Genomic DNA, 20,549 nt, shown 5'->3' with positions numbered 1-20,549 from the left:
GCCCAATGAACCGCATTTTGCTGATTGAGGACAACGAGCAGCTCCAGAAATACATTTGCGACTATTTGAACGCTTATGATTTTGAGGCCCATGTGCTGGATGACTATGACGCGGTGCTGAAAACCATCGAAAGGCTGGAGCCCCGCCTGGTGCTGCTGGATATTACCCTCCCGAAATTTGACGGGTTCTATTACCTTCGTTTAATCCGCAAAAAGCTGCATATTCCCGTGATCATTATTTCCGCCCTCAACGATGAAGGCGAGCAAATCCGCGGGATGGAGCTTGGAGCGGATGACTATGTCACCAAACCCTTCGCCATCGGTGTGTTAGTGGCCAAGATCAACGCCGTTTTGCGGCGGTCGGACGCACAAGCCGCCGGTCTCTCAACAGGCAGCCTCTTCCTTTGCGGAGATACCATGAGCCTGCGGTTTCGGGGGCAAACCTGTGAGCTGACCAAAAATGAATATAAGGTGTTGCGGCTTCTCCTCCGGAACGCCGGGCAGATCGTGACCCGCGAGCAGATCTTGGAGGAGCTGTGGGATGACGCCGGTTTTGTAGACGATAACACGCTGACGGTAAATATGACCCGCGTGAAGAAAAAGCTGGCCGGACTGAGTCTTGACAACGCCATTGTCACGAAAAGAGGAGTGGGCTATGTCCTGGATACGGCTGGTTTGTAAAACCCTGCGCACGGAAAGAACGGCTCTGGCATTTTACCTGGTCAATGCCGGAATCCTTATTCTGATCTTCAACCTGATGCTGGATCAGCTTGCGATTGCCTACCCGCTGATCATGAGCCTGGCTGTGCTGCTGGTGTATCTGTCGTACAAGCTGTATACCCTATACTGTTTTCTGGACCAGCTGAACGCCGCGGGCACCGCCGGCGTTTTGCCGCGTTATACCGATGATGCCAAGGAGGAGTTGGTTTTTTCCGCCATTGCGGATATTCATGCGGCGTATCAGGAGAAGCTGGCGGCATTGAATGAAAAAGTGTCCGGGCGCAATACATTGTTCACCAGCTTTATTCACAATATGAAATCATCGGCTGCGGTCATTGAATTGGCGGCAGGCTCTTCCCATGCCGGCAAGCTGGCCGATATCGCCCTGGAGAATGAGAAGATGAAGAGCAATCTGGAGCAGGCGCTGAACATTCTGCGTCTGGACGAGTTTGCCAACGATTATGTGCCCGAGCGCATCGAGCTTCACGATCTTGTGGCCTCGGTGATTAATGACAGGCGGCGGGATTTTATTTATGCAGGCGTGTTTCCCAAGCTGTGCGATACCCAAGCATTTGTTTATACGGACAAAAAATGGTGCGGATACATGCTCGATCAAATTGTGACCAATGCTGTCAAGTACAGCCCCGCCGACGGTAAAATCAGCTTTGACATGGAATCCGACGGCAAGCAGGTGACGTTGCATATCCGCGATGAAGGCGTCGGCATCCCGCCTGAGGATGTGCCGCGGGTATTCGAGCTGTTTTATACCGGGCAAAACGGCCGTTCTCCCCGCAACAGCGCCACAGGCATCGGGCTGGCCATGGTCAAGCATATTGCCAAGCAGCTGGGGCATGAAGTGGGGCTAACATCGGCCGTGGGCCAAGGGACCTGCGTCAGCATCACATTTCTTGCCGCCCATGATGCTCCGCTCCGATAAGAAACCTTGCAAAACGGTAAGCTTGCCGTAAGGCAATTCGATTCCCCGGCGGCCCCCTATCCTCTACGATGTAGGAAGAATGGAGGATGAACCTATGAGCGATATTATCGAGATTGAAAATTTGACGAAGATTTACCGTTCTTTCAAGGGGGCCAAAGAGGTTACGGCGTTGGACGGCATCAGCCTGACCGCCCAAAAGGGCGAGTTTATCGGCGTGATGGGGCCCAGCGGCAGCGGAAAAACAACCCTGCTCAATATTTTGTCCGGCGTGGATACTGCAACCGCAGGATCGGTCAGGATTGAGGGGCGCAATCTCGCCGCCATGAAGCCGGATGAGCTGGCCTTGTTTCGCCGTCAGCGGACAGGCTATATTTTTCAGGATTTCAATCTGCTGGAGAGCCTGACGCTGAAGGAGAATATTGCCCTGCCCTTAATTCTGGACAAAAAAACGCCCCGGGAGATTGAAGGGCGGGTGGACGAGCTGATGGCCTTTTTCGGCATTGCTGAGCTGGCCGGAAAGTACCAATACCATGCTTCGGGCGGGCAGAAGCAGCGGGCTGCCGCTGCCCGGGCCCTTGCCGCCGACCCGGCGGTTTGCTTCGCCGACGAACCCACCGGCAATTTGGATTCCAAGTCATCGGCAGATGTAATGGACATGCTGACCCGGATGAACGAACAAAAGGACTGCACCATTTTGATGGTGACGCATGATGCCTTTGCCGCATCCTATTGCAAACGGATTGTCTTTATCAAGGACGGCCAGGTCAGCGCGCAAATCCGGCGGGCGGGGGACCGGAAAGCCTTTTTTGACAAAATCCTGGAGGTATTAAGCGTCATGGGAGGCGATTCCCGGTGACGTTCCGGCATATTATCCTGCAGAACCTGAAGCATAATCTCAAGCGGTTTTTGTCCTATCTGTTCGTCAACAGCTTCGTTGTGGCGGTGTTGTTTTTATACGGCAGCCTGCTGTTCAATGACATTCTGGCGCAGGACCCGGCCATGCGGATCGCCAAATCCTATATCGATGCCGCTGCCTATGCCATTGTCATCTTTTCCGTGGTTTTTGTGAGCTACACCGGCATTTATTTCGTCAAGAGCCGCGGCAGAGAGTTTGGCCTGTATCTCACTCTGGGCATGACCACCCGGGATCTGAGCCGGATGATCCGTCTGGAGAACCTGGTTATTGTGGCAGGCTCGGCCATAACCGGGCTGCTGTCGGGAATGCTCTTGTCCCGGCTGTTCTATTTGATTCTGGGCAGAATACTTGCCGTGTCCAATGAGATTTATTCCATCAGCTACAAAACCTTCCTGCTGAGTCTGGGCGTGTTCCTGTTTGTATTCTCAAGCAACGTAGTGTTTACCGGACGGTTTTTGCGGAAATTATCGATTGTTCAAATCGCCAAGGCTGCAAGCACCAAGGGAATTTCCAAGCCCCATCCGGTTGTGGGCTGTTTGGCAATCGTCATTTTCAGCGTGTCGCTGTGGATTTATCATGCTGTCATAGCCGGTGGAGACGGTCCGGTCCAAGGATTTATCGAGAACAACCCCATGGCAGGCTACATGGTTCTGGTATTCGGGATCTTTGGCGCGCTCTTTTTTGTGCTGGCCTTCTGCATGGATGGCGTAAGAATGCTGCTGAAGCGGTTTCCTTCCCTTTACAACCGGCATATTTTGATTTTGACCAATCTGTCCCACCGGTTTAACGCCTACAAGGTTTCGCTTTATCTGGTTACGCTCCTCATCACATTGGCCATGGTTTTTATGGGATTTGGCCTGACCTTCTACAGCTTCTCCAGGAAAACAATCGGCGAATATGTGCCTTACGATTATATGGTGGAGGCAAGCGGCGGCATCAACCGTATTACCGGCCAGGAATTGCAGACTATTGTAGCGGATAACGGCGGAACCCTTGCTTCCTTCAGCGCACTGGAGTTTATCCACAATGTGAATTACCGGAATACGGCCAACGGTTTGGTTCACCACAGGACGAGCCTGTTAATCAGCGAATCGGAATTTAACCGTCATACGGGACTATCCCTGGAGCTTGCGCAGGATGAGCTGGTCATTGTGTACAATGTAAAAGGGCAGGTGGAGGAGCCGATCGGCTATGATACGGTCATTGCCGTTGAGCCGTGGGAGGAAGGGATAAACCGGGCTGAAGCTTTCCGGAGAAATCCCGTTTCCATGGACGAATTTCTCTCCGGGCTGGGGGATGCGGAGAGGCTGGTGTTTGAGCGCGGCAAAACAACGGCGATGTACGCCGGCTTTATCAATTCTTACGGGGATGAAGAGTTCAAGGGCGCCATGGCCAATATCGTGAATGATTCGGTGTATGCCAAGCTCCGGGCCCAGCGGGATACCGTCTATCTTTTTAATCTGAAGGCTGGGGATGGGGACCGTATTTTTGCGGCCATGCTGGATGCGCTGCGGGAAAAAAATCAGGCGGATTCCTCCCTTTGGACAAATCCCGATACCAGGTTTGTCGAGCGCGCAGGGGAAGCTCTGATCGACCGCAACGATGCGGAGGCTCTGCGTCCGGTCTATAAGGCGGAGCGGCAAACCATTGTCTTCCGGATCAACGGATTTTTGCTGTTTGCCTTATCGTTCCTGGGCGTGCTGTTCCTGCTTTCCTCCAGCATCGTTCTGTACTATAAAGTGGCTACCGACATCGACGAGGAGAAGGAGCAGGCCGCGCTGTTGATGAAGATCGGACTGACTGCGGCGGAGTACAGGGCTTATCTGCGGACCCATCTGGCCATTATCTTTTTTGCCCCGATGATCATCGGCGGTTTGTTGGGATTGTTCCTGATCACCACCGCCCTTAACTTCACTGTGTATTCCGCCTATCTGAAAAGCAGAGTCTTCCTCATGTACGGCATTTTCGTGGTGCTCGATATTTTCTTCTATTTGTCCCTGAAAAATAAATTTGTCCGGGGAGTCGGTTTGGCCTTCGGCGCTCTGGATGGCAGCCTGAAAAGATGATGCGCCGGGCCTGTTGCAACAATTTCCCTGCAAGCTGCGTTTGAGGGGTATCGGAGCCGCATAATGCCGACATCCAGGAGTCTGTCCGACGAAAGTAACGAGCGAATAAATATTTATGATGGAATGACTGGGAGGGAAAGAGTGACTTGAGGGCGAGTTTTTTTGGCGGCTTTGACACCTTAAACATTCAAAATAAAATCAAGGCCGACAAAAACTGTTTGAGCATCCAAGGCACTGCTTTCCCGGCAAGGAATGAAATCCAATGAATATTTATTTGCTTGCGCAACACCGTCGAACAGACTCCTACAAGGCTCCGCAGATCAGTGAATCTGACCAAAAACACAGGGGGAATCGGACATGAAATGGGGGAAAAGGATTTTAGCGGTGTGGCTGGCGGCGGCGCTGGCATTGGCAGGCTGCTCCGCGGCGGCGGATAAGTCATCCTCTTCGCTAAGCAATGAAAGCGGCGCGGCGGCGGATTTGAACCTTACTGTAAAAGACAAGATGGAAGCAACCCAAACCTCGCAGCAGTCGGAGGCGAAGGGCAGCAGTAACGCCGCGCCCGCCTCACAGCCAACCGCCCAGTCAGGCGCAGGCAGCCAGGACAGCGGCGTAGGGGAGCAGCAGGGTGCAGGCTTCTCCGGAATGGGCACGGACCAGGAAGGCTTGAACCGCAAGCTGGTGTATAAGGCCAATCTGACCATGAAGGTGAAGAGCTATGCAGAGGCCCAGGCGGAAATCCGCAACCTGGTCACGCTGTCGGGAGGGTATATCCTCCAGTTCTCGGAGAACAGTACCAGCCGGGAGGAAGGCGGGAACTTCGTCCTGAAGATTCCGTCCGCAGGCTTCTCCACCTTCCTGAAGGAGCTGGAGAAGATCCCCAATGAGGCCATTCAGCGCAATGTTCAGGCCCAGGATTTTTCGGAGGAATATGTGGATCTGGAGGCCCAACTGAAAGCCAAACAAGTGGTGGAGGCCCGTTATCTGGAATTTATGCAGAAGGCCACCCGCACAGACGAGCTGGTGCAATACACCAACGAGCTGGCCAAGATTCAGGAAGCCATTGAAAAAATGAAGGGACGGATGCGCTACATCGACCAGAATGTGGCTTTTTCCACAGTGGAAATCCGCCTTTATCAGCCCGGCAGCTCTCTGGATATCAGCAAGTCGGATTCCGTATTCGGACGCTCCCGGGATGCCATGCTTTCTTCCCTGGGTTTCCTGGTAGGCTTCGGGCAAGGTTTGCTGGTATTTATCGCCGGATTTATCCCCATCGCAGCCGTTGGCCTGGTGATCGGTGTTCCCCTGTGGATAGGTTACAGAAGAAACCGGGAGAAGCGGATCGCGCGTGCGGAGGAATATACTCGGAACATGCAGGCGTATAGGGGCAGCTTGCCCCCGAAGAATGATCCGTTTCCTACTGTGGAGCCTGAAGAAGATGAGGATTCTCCCGACAAAACGACATAATTTTCTAAAATCCATTTAAACTTTGCCGCAATTGGTTGACTTTTAGCGAAAATCATGAAATCTTTTTTTGAAATCCTGCTGCCATCAGCAGGATTTTTTGCACATGTGGAGAACTCTTTAAAAGGTGTGGTGGAAAGTGGGGCAAAGTGGGGATAAAGGGGGCGGAATTATGTTTATGGGGGAATACCAGCATGCCATCGACGAAAAAGGCCGGCTTACCATCCCCTCCAAATTCCGCGATGAGCTTGCCCCTACCTTTGTCGTGACGAGAGGCCTGGACAAATGTCTGTTTGTTTATCCCATGGAGGAGTGGAAAGTTCTGGAGCAGAAGCTGAAGGCGCTGCCCATGATGAAGGCGGAGGCCAGAGCCTTCAGCCGGATGTTTTTTTCCGGGGCCACCGAATGTGAGCTGGATAAACAGGGAAGGGTAAATATACCCAATAATCTCATAAACCATGCACAATTGGAGAAAGATTGCGTCATCATCGGCGTTTCGGGAAAAATTGAAATCTGGAGCAAGGCGGAATGGGAGAGCTATTCCCAGGCCTCCCAGGATTCGTTCAACGAGATAGCGGAAACGCTGATTGACTTCAACTTCTGATTTCGGATTTCCAGGGAGGTTCACACATTTGTTTCATCATATTACGGTTTTGAAGGAAGAGGCTGTGGAGGGGCTTGCAGTTAAGCCGGACGGCATTTATGTGGATTGCACCCTTGGCGGGGCGGGCCACAGCGAGCGGATCGCCGCGCAATTGGGTCCGCAGGGCCGGTTGATTGGCCTGGACCAGGATGATGCGGCGTTGGCTTTTGCCGGGGAGAAGCTCTTGCCCTTCGGCGACAGGGTGACCTTGGTGAAAACCAATTTCCGCTATATCCGGCAAGCTTTGGAGAAGGCGGGAGTTCCCCTGTCCCCGGAGGGTGTGCCGCAGGTGGACGGCATCCTGCTGGATTTGGGGGTGTCCTCGCCCCAATTGGACGAAGCGGATCGCGGCTTCAGCTACCATCAGGATGCGGAGCTGGACATGCGGATGGACCAAACCGCCTCCCTGACGGCCCGGAAGCTGGTGAATGAATGGCCGGAAGGGGAGCTGGCGAGGATTCTGTTCGAATACGGCGAGGAGAAATTCGCCAGAAGAATTGCCTCCGTTATCGTCAAGGCCCGGGAGAAGGCCCCTATTGAAACTACCGGCCAATTGGCCGAGCTGATCAAGGAGGGCATTCCCGCGGCAGCCAGGCGGACCGGCGGGCATCCGGCCAAACGGAGCTTTCAGGCCATCCGCATTGCTGTCAACGATGAGCTGGGAGCGCTGGAGGATGTGCTGGAGCAGGGGATTGAATGTCTCAAGCCGGGAGGAAGAATCTCGGTTATTACCTTCCATTCCCTGGAGGACCGGATTGTCAAGCAGGCCTTCGCCGGACATATTGAGTCATGCACCTGCCCGCCGGATTTCCCCGTCTGCGTATGCGGCCGGAAATCCACCCTGCGGCTGGTGAACAGGAAGCCAATCGTGCCGGGGGACAATGAGCTGGAAATAAACCAGAGAGCCAGGTCCTCCAAGCTGCGCATTGCCGAAAAGCTGGGATAAAGTCGTCTGTCGCATAGATCAAGTGTCGCCCTTGCAACAGCGGTCTGTGGATTGAAATGATCGAGTGAGAACCTGGTGAAGGATGTGTAAAAATGGCAGCTTACATACGTGGGAATTTGGCAGTCGAGGAGAGACAACCCTCCCCGGAACGTGTTAAAATCAAGGAAACCCGCAGGGTGGTATACCGCACAAGCCGCCTTCCGACACAGGAAAAGCTCCTGTATTTGTTTACGGTGCTGCTTTGTGCGCTGGTGGCGGGGGTGGTCATTTGGCGGTATGCGCAAATCTATCAGATGAACACCCGGATTCAAAATGTGGAAAAGGAGATTTCCAGGCTGGAAGCGGATAACAATGCTCTGAAGGAGAAGCTGTCGAGGATGATGGACCCCTCCCAGTACCTGGATGAAGCGGCCCAAAAGGGTCTGGTGCAGATTCCCGAAGCGGATTTCGTTCGTGTGCCGGTTGAAGTGAAAGCCCGGGAGGGCGGGCCGGTTGCGGCCAAGCCGTAATGCCGTATCCGGATGTTCCAACTACATATGAATAAAGCAGGGTGAAAACATGGAGAAGCTAACGCGTAGCCGTTCATTGGTTATCGGCCTGTTTTTTACCCTTTTTTTTCTTGGACTGATTGTCAAGATTTATTGGGTGCAGGTTGTTGACCATGAATGGCTGATGGCAAAAGCGGAGAAAAAATGGCAGGAGTCCAGGACCATTCCGGCGGAGCGGGGAACCATCACCGACCGCAACGGCAAGGTTCTGGCCGAGGACGGGATTGCGTACATCGTCACGCTGAATCCCCAGGTGATCAAGACGAAGGGGCTGGAACGGGATATTTCCCAAGGGCTGTCGGCCGCGTTGGCGTCAAGCGATGATCCTGCGGCAGTGGCCAAGCTGGAGAGCAAAATCTACGAGATGGCTACCCGCAAAAGACCCAACAGCGAAGAAATGATGATCTCTGTGGAAGTGCAGAGCGAGGGCTACAAGATCGACTCGGAAACCAAGGAAAAGGTAGACGCGGTGATCGAACAGCTCAAGGCCAAGATCGAGCTGCGGAACAAGGAAACCGAAGGCAAAAAGCTGGATACCAAGGATGTGGGGGTTTACCTCACCGAGACGGAGCGGCGGGCTTATCCCTTCAATAACCTGGCCTCCCATGTATTGGGATACATGGACAAGTGGGGGAAGCCCGGCGGATACGGGCTGGAATCCTCCCTGAACGATCTGCTTGAAGGCACCCCGGGCAAGCTGGAAAAGGAGAGCGACCGCAAGGGAGTGGAAATTCCCAACGGCAAAATGTCCTATACCGCCCCCATCAACGGGAAAAATGTGGTTCTGACTCTGGATCAGACCATCCAGTATTATGTGGAAAATGCCATCCGCCAGGTGTATGAGAAGTGGAATCCCCGGGGAGTCACGGCCATCGCCGCCAATCCCAAAACCGGGGAAATCCTGGCCATGGCCAACATGCCGGATTACAACCCCAACAAATATTGGGAGGCTGCCTCAAACCCCGCCGTATACAACAACAATGCGGTGTCCTATGCGTATGAGCCCGGCTCCACCTTCAAGCTGATCCCCTTGGCGGGAGCGGTGGAGGAAAAGCTGTTTAATCCCAATGAAACGTACCAGTCCGGCAGCATCGTTGTGGATGACCGCCGGCTGCATGACCACAATACCGTCGGCTGGGGCAAAATTTCTTATATGGAAGGTCTGCTCCGCTCCAGTAACGTGGCCTTTGTCAAGCTGGGCATTGAGAAGCTGGGCACGCAGAAGCTGTCCAAGTACATTGCCGATTTCGGCTTCGGCGTCCCCACCGGCATCGATCTGCCGGGAGAGGCGGCCGGTGTGGTCAGAATGAAGTATAAATCGGAGTTTGCCACCTCCACCTACGGGCAAGGCCTGACTACTACCGCCCTCCAGCAGTTGGCCTCTTACGGGGCCATCGCCAACGGCGGCAAGCTGATGAAGCCGTACATCATTAAAGAGATCCTTGACCCGGTCACCAAGGAGCCGATTCAGGTGAACGCCCCCACCATAGTGCGTCAGGTGGTTTCCGAAGCCACCGCCAAGGAAGTGGGGCTGGACCTGGAGCAGGTGGTGGCCAACCGGGAGATGGGCGGAACCGGCTGGAGAGCGTATATCGACGGCTACCGGATCGCCGGCAAAACCGGCACCGCCAATATCGTGCTTCCCGGGGAAAAGGGGTATGCCGACGGGAAGTGGCTGATTACCTTCGCCGGCTTCGCGCCGGTGGAGGACCCCAAGATTGTGGTGGTCATCGTCGCCGACGTGCCTGATTTGCAGAAGGATTATCATCTGGGGGGCGAGGTGGCGTCTCCGGCGTTCAAGGAGATTATTTCCCAGTCTCTGAGCTACCTGGGGGTAACTTCCGAAGCCAGCGCGGCCCAAATGGCCAAGATGGAGACTCTCTCGCCTGTGCCCGATGTGGTGGGGATGGCCATTTCGGCCGCCAAAACCACATTGAGCCAGTCCGGGCTCAAAGCGGAGGTGATCGGCTCCGGCGGGGATGTGCTGAAGCAAATTCCTTTGCCGGATACAAAAATCTCCAGCACCCAGCGGGTTTATCTGATGACCCAGGAGGAGGAGACGGCCAATATCCCCAACCTTGCCGGCAAGTCCCTGCGCGATGCGCTGGAGGTCTGCTCGTTAACGGGACTGAAGTGCAAGACGGAAGGAGAGGGTTATGTGGTGGGGCAGACGGTGACGGGGGACGAGAATAACCGCGAGCTGCTGCTCACCTTGAAGCCGGGATCGGATGCGGCTGTGCCGGAAGGCACGGAGAGTCCATCGCCTTCTCCCAGCGGGAAAGCCAAGTCGTCCGCGACTCCCACCCCGCCGGCCAAGAAGGCGTCCACCGCCGCCACATCCACGCCCACGCCGACACCGACGCCGCAGACCTCCAAAAAGCCATAGCAATGCCAGCGGTCATCTCCCGCACGAGCTTGTTCTATCCCCTGTTTGTCCCGAATAGTCATGAAGTGAACGAGTCTGACTATTTGCGAATGGGGGAGAGCGCCCGTGCGGGTTTCCAATGTAACCATACGTCGCCGATTATGGTATGCCATGCTGGGGGGGACAGTCCTGTTCGCCGCCCTGATTATCCGGCTGGCATACGTGCAGTTGTGGATGGGGCCGGACCTGGCGGAGAAAGCGGAGGAATCCTGGCGCCGCAATATTCCGTTTGAAGCGAAGCGGGGAGAGGTATGGGACAGAAACGGCGTCAAGCTGACGTATAATGTATCCACACCCACCATTATGGCGATTCCGGCCCAAATCAAGAATCCCGAGGATACGGCCCGCCAATTGGCCCAGGTCCTGCAGATTTCCGAGCAATCGGTGCTGGAGACCATTACCAAACGCTCCATGATTGAGCGGATTCAGCCTGGCGGACGGAAGATTTCGCCGGAGAAGGCCGAGGAGGTCAACAAGCTGAAGCTGCCCGGCATTGTGGTGGCGGAGGACAATAAGCGGTATTATCCCTTCGGAACATTAGCCTCCCATATATTGGGTTTTACTGGAATTGACAATCAGGGCTTGACAGGAGTGGAAGCTTCGTACAATAATTTGCTGCAAGGCATTCGCGGCGGGGTGTCGTTTCTGTCCACGGCGAGCGGGGGAACCATGCCCGGCTCCACGGACCAGTACAACGCGCCCCAGGACGGGCTGAACCTTCAGCTGACCCTGGACCATTATATCCAATCCGTCATGGAGCGGGAGATGGACCAGGCGATGGTGCAGCATCAGCCGGACCGGGTCATCGGCATTGCCATGGACCCCACCAACGGGGAAATCCTGGCGATGGCCAGCAGGCCCACCTATGATCCGGGCAAATTCCGGGAGTATCCCTCCGAGGTGTACAACCGGAACCTGCCCATCTGGATGACCTATGAGCCCGGGTCCACCTTCAAGATCATCACCCTGGCGGCGGCGCTTCAGGAGAATAAAGTGAACCTGAACGATACCTTCTATGATCCCGGCTATATCGAGGTGGGAGGGGCGCGGCTGCGCTGCTGGAAACGCGGAGGCCACGGCAGCGAAACCTTCCAGCAGGTGGTGGAGAACTCCTGCAACCCCGGTTTTGTGGTGATGGGCCAGAATTTGGGGAAGGAAACCCTGTTTGACTACATCGGCAAGTTCGGCTTTGGCAAAAAAACCGGCATCGACCTGATGGGCGAGGAGAACGGCATCATGTTCAAACCAAGCCGCGTCGGTCCGGTGGAGCTGGCCACCACCTCCTTCGGGCAGGGCGTGTCCGTAACGCCTATCCAGCAGATTACTGCCGTGTCCGCTGCGGTGAACGGCGGCAAGCTGTATAAGCCCCACGTCACCAAGGGCTGGTATCACCCGGTGACGGGAGAGATGGTGGAATCGGTGAAGCCGGAGCTGGTCCGGGAGGTCATTAGCCCGGAGACCTCCCAGAAGGTGCGGGAGTCCCTGGAGAAGGTGGTTGCCCTGGGCACCGGACGCAATGCTTTTGTGGACGGTTACCGGGTAGGGGGCAAAACGGGCACGGCGCAAAAGGTGGTCAATGGCCGTTATTCCGCCAGCGAGCACATTGTGTCCTTCATCGGCTTCGCCCCTGCGGACAATCCCAAGCTGGTGGTGTACATCGCCGTGGACAATCCCAAGGGCATCCAGTTCGGCGGCCTGATCGCCGCCCCCATTGTCCGCAACATTATGGCCGACTCCCTGCGTTATATGAAGGTGGAGCCCAGCAAGGATCAAATCCAGAAGGAATACAAGTATCCCGATGTTCCCGACGTGGAGGTGCCCAATATGGTGGGCATGACCATCCAGGATATCTATGAGGACATCCGGTCCGATCTGGTGCTGGCCAAATCGGGCACGGGCACCAAGGTGATGAGCCAGCTTCCGGCAGCCGGCACCCGGCTTCCCCAAGGCTCCACGGTGCGGATTTATTTATCGGATTAAAGGAGGAAATGAGCATGAAGCTGCAAGAGTTGGCCGGATTATTTGCCGTACACAGGCTGATTGGCGACGCCGGTGTGGAGATCCAGGGCATTCAGGCGGATTCCCGCAAGGTGAAGCCGGGTGATTTGTTCATATGCGTAAGAGGTCTGGTATCGGACGGGCACCAATACGCCGCCGCAGCGGTGGAAGCCGGCGCAAGCGCTTTGGTTGTAGAGGAGGCGCTGCCTCTTGCAGTGCCCATGCTGGTGGTCAAGGACGCCCGGCACGCCCTGGCGGCCATTGCCGCCTGCTTTAACGGCTATCCCAGCAGCCGGCTGAAGGTGATCGGCGTCACGGGAACCAACGGCAAAACCACCTCCACCTATATTATGGAGAAAATTTTATCCGACCAAGGTTATGTCACCGGTCTGATGGGCAATATCGAGATGCGGATCGGTGCAACCTCCTATCCCACCGGCTCCACCAATACCCGGGAGCCCCTGGAGCTGCACGAAAGCCTGCGGAAGATGGCGGATGCGGGCGTGCAATATTGTCTCATGGAGGCATCCAGCCACGCCCTGGATTTGGGCCGGGTGAAGGAAACCCGGTTCCGCACCGCACTTTTTACCAACCTGACCCAGGATCACCTGGACTACCATAAAACCATGGAGAATTACCGCCAGGCCAAAGGGCTGCTGTTCTCCCGTCTTGGCAATGGAGGAGTTTCCGACGCCGGTGAGCGGAGCTATGCCGTGCTGAACGCGGATGATCCGGCCAGCGCCTATTTTGCCTCGCAGACAGCTGTGGAGGTGATCACCTACGGGGTAGAGCAGGCTGCGGATGTCAGCGCCAGGGATATCCGGATTACCGCCCAGGGCACCTTTTTCCGATTGGTCACCTGGCTGGGGGAAGCGGATGTGAAGCTGCGGCTGGTGGGCAAATTTAATGTCTACAATACCCTTGGAGCGGTTGCGGTATGCCTTTTGGAAGGTGTATCCTTAGAGCAGGCAATTAAAAGTCTGGAATCCATTCCGCCCGTGGAGGGCCGGATGGAGGCGGTGGGGGAAGGCCAGGAGTTTCAGGTGCTGGTGGACTACGCCCATACGCCGGACGGGTTGGAGAACGCTTTGGCCGCGGTGAAGGAAGTGACGGAGGGCCGGGTGATTACCGTCTTCGGCTGCGGAGGCGACCGGGACCGGACCAAACGTCCGATTATGGGAAAGATCGCCGCCCGGTTCAGCGACTATGTGTTTGTCACCTCGGATAATCCCCGTTCGGAGAACCCGGAGGCGATTCTGCGGGATATCGAGCCGGGTGTGCTGGAGGCGGGTTTTGCCGCGGAGAACTACCAGCTCATTGCCGACCGCCGCGAAGCCATCCAAAAGGCTATTGAAATGGCAAGCCCCAAAGATGTAGTATTAATTGCGGGAAAGGGTCATGAAACCTATCAAATTATAAATGGCGCCACCCATCATTTTGATGACCGGGAAGAAGCAAGGGCCGCGCTAAGGAGTCGGAAGCATTGATAACAAGAAAGCTGAGTGAAGTTGCCCGGATGGCGGAGGGCAGTGTGCCCGATCTGTTCGGGGAAGTGGAAATACAAGGAGTGGCGCTTCATCCGGATGAGGTCCGGCCGGGCTGTCTCTACATCCCCCTGTCCGAGAGCCAGGGGGACAAACGGGAAATGGCGGAGGCGGCGGTGCGCCGCGGAGCGTCCGCCATGCTGCGTGAAGCGGGACATATGGAGGAGTACCCGGGCCAAATTCCGTCCATCTGCGTGGAGGATGCCAAGGCGGCTCTGCTGAAGCTGGCCGCGGCTTACCGCAAGGAGCTGCCGGTACGCTCCATTGCCATCACCGGCAGCGACGGCAAATCCACTACCCGTGATGTGGTGGCGACTATGCTGGCCACTACCTACAAGACCTTTCAGGCGGACGGCGGAGTGGAGCGCCCGCTGACCGATTTGGCCTGCGCCATTCTCCGGATGGAGGAGTCCACGGAGATGGCGGTGTTCGAGCTGCAATGGAATGCCCATGAGGATTTGGCGGAGCAGGCCCGTTTTGTGCGGGCGGAGGCGGCCATCATCACCAATGTGGGGGAAACCCAATTGAAGCTTCTGGGCAGCAGGCGGGAAGTGGCGGCCGCCACCATGAAGGTGGTGGAGGGACTTTTGCCCGGCTCTCTGTTGGTCTATAACGGCGAGGAGCCCTTGCTTAGGGAGATGCTGGCGTTGGCGGACAAACCCGAAGGGCTGCTGACTTACCGCTTCGGTTCCACAGAGGAAGCGGACATCTATCCCATCGCCATTATGAACGAGCTGGAGGGCACCTGCTTCAAGACCAATCTGCCCACCACCTCTTATTTCCGCGTTCCCTTGCTGGGGCTGCATAATATTATGAATGCGCTGGCCTCCGCCGCCCTGACCAAGTATATGGGGGTTTGCGACCAGGACGCCGTAACCGGCATGAACAGCCTGGAGCGGGTCTATACCCGCCTGGTGCCCATGTACACCCGCTCCGGCGCGGTGATTTTCAACGATTCCCTAAGCGCTACGCCCACATCGATGAAAGCGGCCATTGAGCTTTTGAAGGAGCTGTCCGGTTATCAGCGCAAAATCGTGGTGCTGGGGGATATGGCCGACCTGGGACCGGATGAGGTGCGGTACCACAAGGAGATCGGGGCCATGCTGACGGCTCCGGAGATTTATAAGGTATTCGCCTATGGAACATTGGCCAGGCATATTGCGTCTGAAGCAGGGAAAGGCCAGCCGCCGGGCCGGGTCAAGTGGTTCCAGGAAAAGGCGGAGTTGATCGACGCCGTAGCGGCGGAGGCCAATGCCAAGGACGCCATACTGGTCAAGGGCTCCAGGATGCTGGGGCTCGACGAGCTGGTCGAGGTGCTGACAGGCGTATAAACAAATCACAGAAAGCATAAGCGAGGAAGCTGCTCGATTTCTTGACAAACGCGAAGGCGTCTGCAAGACGCCGTATGGCGTTTATCCTCGTGTCATTACAGGGGGCAAAATGTTGTGATCGATCTTAAAGAAGTGCTGTTTCCCATGGGAGTTGCGTTTTTATTCGCCCTGTTGGCCGGGCCTCTGTTTATCCCGCTCCTGCGCCGGCTGAAGTTTGGCCAGCAGATCCGCAAGGAAGGCCCTCAGGGCCACCAGAAAAAAGCGGGCACGCCCACCATGGGCGGCATCATTATCCTTTTGGCTTTATCCGTGGCCGCTCTCCGGTTCTCGGACAAAAATGAACAGCTGGTCATCCTGCTGGTGGCCACCTTGGGCTACGGTCTGGTGGGCTTTTTGGATGATTACATCAAAATTCTGTTCAAGCGCTCCCTTGGGCTGACCGCTAGCCAAAAGCTCCTGGGGCAGCTGCTGGTTTCGGGTTTTGTCTGCTACATGCTGTATCGTATCGGACATTCCACGGACCTGGCTATCCCCCTGACGGATATCTCCATTCCTCTGGGCTGGCTGTATTATCCCTTTGTGGTGATCATGATGCTGGGCATGTCCAATGCCGTGAACTTTACGGACGGTTTGGACGGCCTGCTGTCGGGCACCAGCGCAGTGGCCTTCGGCGCTTTTCTGATTATCGCCATGAAGGCCCACCATCCGGAATCCGCCATTCTGGCCGCGTCCATGGTGGGGGCTGTGCTGGGTTTTCTGGTGTTTAACGCCCATCCGGCCAAGGTGTTCATGGGGGACACGGGGTCATTGGGGATCGGCGGCGCTTTGTCGGCAGTGGCTATTCTCACCAAAGCCGAGCTGCTTATTCTGGTCATCGGCGGCGTTTTTGTCTTTGAGCTGCTGTCCGTGGTGATCCAGGTGGTCTCCTTCAAAACAAGAGGCAAGCGGGTATTCAAAATGAGCCCCATCCACCATCATTTCGAGCTGGTGGGCTGGAGCGAATGGAAGGTTGTTTTCTCCTTCTGGCTGGCCGGACTGGTGCTGGCGGGAGCCGGACTATATTTGAACGGGGTGTTCTAGGGCATGAGAGAGCCAGGCTGGTATCAACACAAGCAGGTTGTCATTCTGGGGTTGGCGAAGAGCGGAGTGGCTGTAGCCAGGCTGTTTCACCAATACGGAGCGATTGTGACCGTCAACGATAAAAAGAACCGCGAGGAATGCCCGGAGGCCGACGAACTGGAGGCTCTGGGTATTTCTGTTGTGTGCGGGGGACATCCTCCCGAGCTGATTCATGAGGGCGTAGCCCTGGTGGTGAAGAATCCGGGCATTCCCTACAAAGCGCCGCCGGTGGCCAGAGCGCTGGAGCTGTCCATTGAGGTGGTCACCGAGGTGGAGGTGGCGTACCGGATCTGCAAGGCGCCCATCATCGGAATCACCGGCTCCAACGGCAAAACCACCACCACCACCTGGATCGGCCGGATGTTGGACGAGGCGGGGCTTAAGCCCATTGTGGCCGGCAATATCGGCCGCGCCCTGTGCGATGCGGCGGAGGAGGCCACAGAGGAAAACTGGATGGTGGTGGAGCTCTCCAGCTTCCAGCTGAAGGGCACCCAGCAATTCCGTCCGCGGATTGCCGTGCTGCTGAACGTCTACGAAACCCATCTGGATTACCACGGCACCATGGAGGATTACGCCGGCTCCAAAGCCAAGCTGTTCGCCAACCAAACGCCGGAGGATGTGGCGGTAGTCAATTGGGACGACGCTTACTGCCGCTCCCTGATTCCGGGGTTAAGCGGCAGGGTGCTGCCCTTCTCCATGAGGGAGGAGCTGGAGGCCGGCGTCTATCTGTCCGCCGCGCCTGAACGCGCCATCATGTATAAGGTCGGACCGGACGCTGCGCCCGTGCAGGTGCTTCCTGCGGCGGAGGTGGGCATCCCCGGGGAATTCAACGTGGAGAATGCTTTGGCTGCCGTAGCCGCTGCCCTGTCCGCAGGAGCGGAGCTGTCCGCCGTGGCCAAGGCGCTGCGGGAATTCCGGGGGGTGGAGCACCGGCTGGAGTTTGTCCGAGAGAAAAACGGGATCGTTTATTATAATAATTCCAAAGCCACCAACCCGGCGGCCACCATCAAGGCTATGGAGGCCTTCCAGCGCCCTATCGTGCTGATTGCAGGCGGACTGGAGCGGGGGATGGACTATCTGGACCTGGTTCCCCATTTCCGGGAGCGGGTCAAGGCTGTGGCGGCGCTGGGGGAAACCCGGCACAAAATCGCCCATGCCGCCGAACTGGCGGGAATCAAGCTGGTGAAAACCGTCGATACTGCTAACACCCCTGCGGATGCTCTTCAGGCGGCGGTGGAGGCGGCGCATGGTTTTGCCCAAGAAGGCGACGTGGTGCTGCTGTCCCCCGCCTGCGCCAGCTGGGATATGTTTTCCTCTTATGAAGAGCGGGGTAGCATGTTTAAGGAGTCCGTGCATAACCTTTAACAGAGGGGTCCAAGCCCTGCTTGCCCCTCACAAGCTTACGCTTAAAGAGGTGTCGGGCATGGGAAAAACACGTAACTCGCCGGATTTGATTATGCTGATCGCAACCCTTGCGCTCCTGTGCATCGGTGTCGTGATGGTCTACAGTGCCAGCGCGGTGCTGTCGTACCATGATTTTGGGGACTGGTACTACTATCTGAAGCGCCAGCTCCTGTTCGCCGTTCTGGGGGTTGTCGCCATGACCGCCATTATGAACGTGGACTACCAGGTGTGGAAAAAGCTGGCCAAACCGGCCCTGCTGGGCGGCTTTGCCCTCCTGATCCTGGTGCTCGTTCCGGGCATCGGGGCGGTCCGGGGAGGAGCCCGCAGCTGGCTGGGCATCAGCTCCTTCGGCATCCAGCCCTCGGAATTCATGAAGATTTGCATGATTCTGTTTTTGTCCAAGCTGTTGTCGGACGAGAACCACCGGATCACCGATTTCACCAAGGGACTTTTGCCGCCGCTGGCGGTGATGGGCGCAGCCTTCGGGCTGATTATGCTCCAGCCCGATCTGGGCACCGGCTCCGTGCTGGTGGGAGCGTCGCTCTTGATCATCTATGCGGCCGGGGCGCGGATGTCCCACTTGGCGGGGCTGGGCATGATCGGCGTGGCCGGATTTGTGGGGCTGATCATCGCGGCGCCTTACCGGCTGAAGCGGATCACTGCCTTCCTTGATCCCTGGTCAGATCCCTTGGGCGCGGGCTATCAGGCGATCCAATCCCTGTACGCCATCGGCCCCGGCGGATTGGTGGGCTTGGGGCTGGGAGCCAGCCGCCAGAAGTACAGCTACCTGCCGGAGCCGCAGACGGATTTTATTTTCTCCATCATTTCGGAGGAGCTGGGCTTTATCGGGGCGGGCCTGGTGCTGGTGCTGTTCACCATTCTGGTCTGGCGGGGGATGCGCACCGCCATTACGGCGCCGGATACCTTCGGCAGCCTGCTGGCTGCCGGCATTACCGGGATGATCGCCGTCCAGGTGATCATCAACATCGGCGTGGTCATCGGCATGATGCCGGTGACGGGCATTACCTTGCCCCTGATCAGCTACGGGGGGTCGTCCTTGACCCTGATGCTGGTGTCCATGGGCATTCTGCTGAACATATCACGATATTCGAGGTGAATCCTCACAATATGAACAACACTTCACTCATTGGCAGGAACAAAATTGTATTCACCGGAGGCGGTTCGGCGGGTCATGTGACGCCGAACCTTGCTCTTATTGGGGAGCTCCGCAAGTCCGGCTGGGCGGTGGACTATATTGGCTCGGCCGAGGGCATTGAGCGGGGCATTGTGGAAGGAACAGGAATTCCCTTCCACGCCATTTCGTCGGGCAAGCTGCGGCGGTATATCGATTTGAAGAATCTGAGCGATCCCTTCAAGGTAGTCAAGGGCGTATGGGATGCCTGGCGGGTGCTGGGGCGGGTGAAGCCGGATGTGGTGTTTTCCAAGGGCGGCTTCGTCACGGTGCCGGTGGTGATCGCCGCCAAGCTGCGAGGCATCCCGGTGCTTATCCATGAGTCGGATATTACGCCGGGGCTGGCCAACCGGATTTCCGTTCCGCTGGCGGGCAAGGTCTGCGTCAATTTTCCCGAGACGGTCAAGCACATCAAAGGGAATAAGGCGGTGTATACCGGCCTGCCCATCCGCCGGGAGCTTTTCGCGGGCAAGGCGGACAAGGCCAGAATGGAGCTGGACTTTGTGCGCACCCGTCCGGTGGTGCTGGTGATGGGCGGCAGCCTGGGGGCCAAGTCCATTAACCAGGCGGTGCGCGAGGCGCTGCCGGAGCTGCTGCAGGATTTCCAGGTGATCCATATCTGCGGCAAAGGCAATGTGGATGAAGCTCTGGCCGGACGCCGTGGTTATAAGCAGGTGGAGTTTATTACGGTTGGCCTGGCCGATATGCTGGCGCTGGCGGATGTGGCGGTGTCCCGGGCGGGAGCTACCTCCATTTTTGAATTTCTCGCGCTCCGAAAACCGATGCTGCTGATTCCCCTCAGCCGGAACGTCAGCCGAGGCGACCAGGTCCTGAACGCGGAGTCCTTCGCCCGCCGGGGCTTTGCCCAGGTGCTGGAGGAGGAGGAGCTGAACGCGGAAACGCTGCTTGCCCGGGTGCGCGATTTGTACACGAACCGCTCCGCCTACGCGGCGGCCATGGAGCAGGAGGCGGCCGGATTCGACGCCACCGGGAAGATCGTCGGGCTCATCCGCGAGGCGGCGGAGAGCCGGAAGTAAGCGGCAGCAGCAAAGCCGTATACGGGGGTTGCCGCCTGCACCGGCATATGCGATGGGGCTCGACATGGGTTGCACCGTCCAAATGTATATGAAAAATCATATATAAAAGCGCCAAAAGTGGGTATATCGTCCAAATGTATATGAAAAATCATACATAAAAGGGCCGAAAGTGGGTGCGCTGTCCAAATGTATATGAAAAATCGTTACTACTTAGGTCTCCTCGAAAGGAGCTGAAATCCTTTGAAAAAATATCCAAATAC

Annotated in this window: 16 protein-coding genes; all 16 read left to right on the top strand. The window is 56.6% G+C overall.

Features of this window, described 5'->3' with window-relative positions:
* The first annotated feature begins 5 nt into the window (after positions 1-5).
* Complete coding sequence (locus DQG13_RS16105; RefSeq protein WP_113020811.1) at positions 6-680, top strand: response regulator transcription factor; 675 nt, start codon at positions 6-8, stop codon at positions 678-680.
* Complete coding sequence (locus DQG13_RS16100; RefSeq protein WP_113020810.1) at positions 655-1,656, top strand: sensor histidine kinase; 1,002 nt, start codon at positions 655-657, stop codon at positions 1,654-1,656. The genes DQG13_RS16105 and DQG13_RS16100 overlap by 26 nt, the downstream gene beginning before the upstream one ends.
* A 94-nt stretch (positions 1,657-1,750) precedes the next feature.
* Entirely contained in the window at positions 1,751-2,512 is a 762-nt protein-coding gene (locus tag DQG13_RS16095) for an ABC transporter ATP-binding protein (protein WP_113020809.1), read from the top strand.
* Complete coding sequence (locus DQG13_RS16090; protein ID WP_113020808.1) at positions 2,509-4,638, top strand: ABC transporter permease; 2,130 nt, start codon at positions 2,509-2,511, stop codon at positions 4,636-4,638. The genes DQG13_RS16095 and DQG13_RS16090 overlap by 4 nt, the downstream gene beginning before the upstream one ends.
* Positions 4,639-4,995: 357 nt before the next feature.
* Complete coding sequence (locus DQG13_RS16085) at positions 4,996-6,105, top strand: DUF4349 domain-containing protein (RefSeq protein ID WP_113020807.1); 1,110 nt, start codon at positions 4,996-4,998, stop codon at positions 6,103-6,105.
* A 169-nt stretch (positions 6,106-6,274) separates the two neighbouring features.
* On the top strand, positions 6,275-6,706 hold the full coding sequence (gene mraZ / locus DQG13_RS16080) for a division/cell wall cluster transcriptional repressor MraZ (protein ID WP_113020806.1): 432 nt from the start codon (positions 6,275-6,277) through the stop codon (positions 6,704-6,706).
* A gap of 28 nt (positions 6,707-6,734) precedes the next feature.
* The gene (rsmH, locus tag DQG13_RS16075) at positions 6,735-7,691 is read left to right on the top strand and encodes a 16S rRNA (cytosine(1402)-N(4))-methyltransferase RsmH (protein ID WP_113020805.1); all 957 of its coding nucleotides are present in this window, start codon (positions 6,735-6,737) and stop codon (positions 7,689-7,691) included.
* 92 nt (positions 7,692-7,783) lie between these two features.
* Positions 7,784-8,200 (top strand): cell division protein FtsL, encoded by a 417-nt coding sequence (locus tag DQG13_RS16070; protein ID WP_113020804.1) that lies wholly within the window; start codon positions 7,784-7,786, stop codon positions 8,198-8,200.
* A 49-nt stretch (positions 8,201-8,249) separates the two neighbouring features.
* Entirely contained in the window at positions 8,250-10,625 is a 2,376-nt protein-coding gene (locus tag DQG13_RS16065) for a penicillin-binding transpeptidase domain-containing protein (RefSeq protein ID WP_113020803.1), read from the top strand.
* A 105-nt stretch (positions 10,626-10,730) separates the two neighbouring features.
* Complete coding sequence (locus DQG13_RS16060; RefSeq protein ID WP_113020802.1) at positions 10,731-12,644, top strand: stage V sporulation protein D; 1,914 nt, start codon at positions 10,731-10,733, stop codon at positions 12,642-12,644.
* Between the two features lie 14 nt (positions 12,645-12,658).
* Entirely contained in the window at positions 12,659-14,149 is a 1,491-nt protein-coding gene (locus DQG13_RS16055) for a UDP-N-acetylmuramoyl-L-alanyl-D-glutamate--2,6-diaminopimelate ligase (protein WP_113020801.1), read from the top strand.
* Complete coding sequence (locus tag DQG13_RS16050; protein ID WP_113020800.1) at positions 14,146-15,537, top strand: UDP-N-acetylmuramoyl-tripeptide--D-alanyl-D-alanine ligase; 1,392 nt, start codon at positions 14,146-14,148, stop codon at positions 15,535-15,537. The genes DQG13_RS16055 and DQG13_RS16050 overlap by 4 nt, the downstream gene beginning before the upstream one ends.
* A gap of 117 nt (positions 15,538-15,654) precedes the next feature.
* A complete protein-coding gene (gene mraY, locus DQG13_RS16045) occupies positions 15,655-16,617 on the top strand; it encodes a phospho-N-acetylmuramoyl-pentapeptide-transferase (RefSeq protein ID WP_113020897.1) in 963 nt (320 codons plus the stop codon).
* A 3-nt stretch (positions 16,618-16,620) separates the two neighbouring features.
* Positions 16,621-18,021: a UDP-N-acetylmuramoyl-L-alanine--D-glutamate ligase gene (gene murD, locus DQG13_RS16040; RefSeq protein ID WP_113020799.1), complete on the top strand. Its 1,401-nt coding sequence runs from the start codon at positions 16,621-16,623 to the stop codon at positions 18,019-18,021.
* Positions 18,022-18,079: 58 nt separating this feature from the next.
* A complete protein-coding gene (gene spoVE, locus DQG13_RS16035) occupies positions 18,080-19,177 on the top strand; it encodes a stage V sporulation protein E (protein ID WP_113020798.1) in 1,098 nt (365 codons plus the stop codon).
* A gap of 11 nt (positions 19,178-19,188) precedes the next feature.
* Entirely contained in the window at positions 19,189-20,289 is a 1,101-nt protein-coding gene (locus DQG13_RS16030) for an undecaprenyldiphospho-muramoylpentapeptide beta-N-acetylglucosaminyltransferase (RefSeq protein WP_113020797.1), read from the top strand.
* The last annotated feature ends 260 nt before the right edge of the window (positions 20,290-20,549 follow it).

The organism is Paenibacillus sp. YN15, from assembly GCF_003285005.1.
Classification (GTDB): domain Bacteria; phylum Bacillota; class Bacilli; order Paenibacillales; family NBRC-103111; genus Paenibacillus_AR.
Note: the sequence above shows the minus strand (reverse complement) of the source record. Positions and strands in the feature narration are given on the sequence as shown.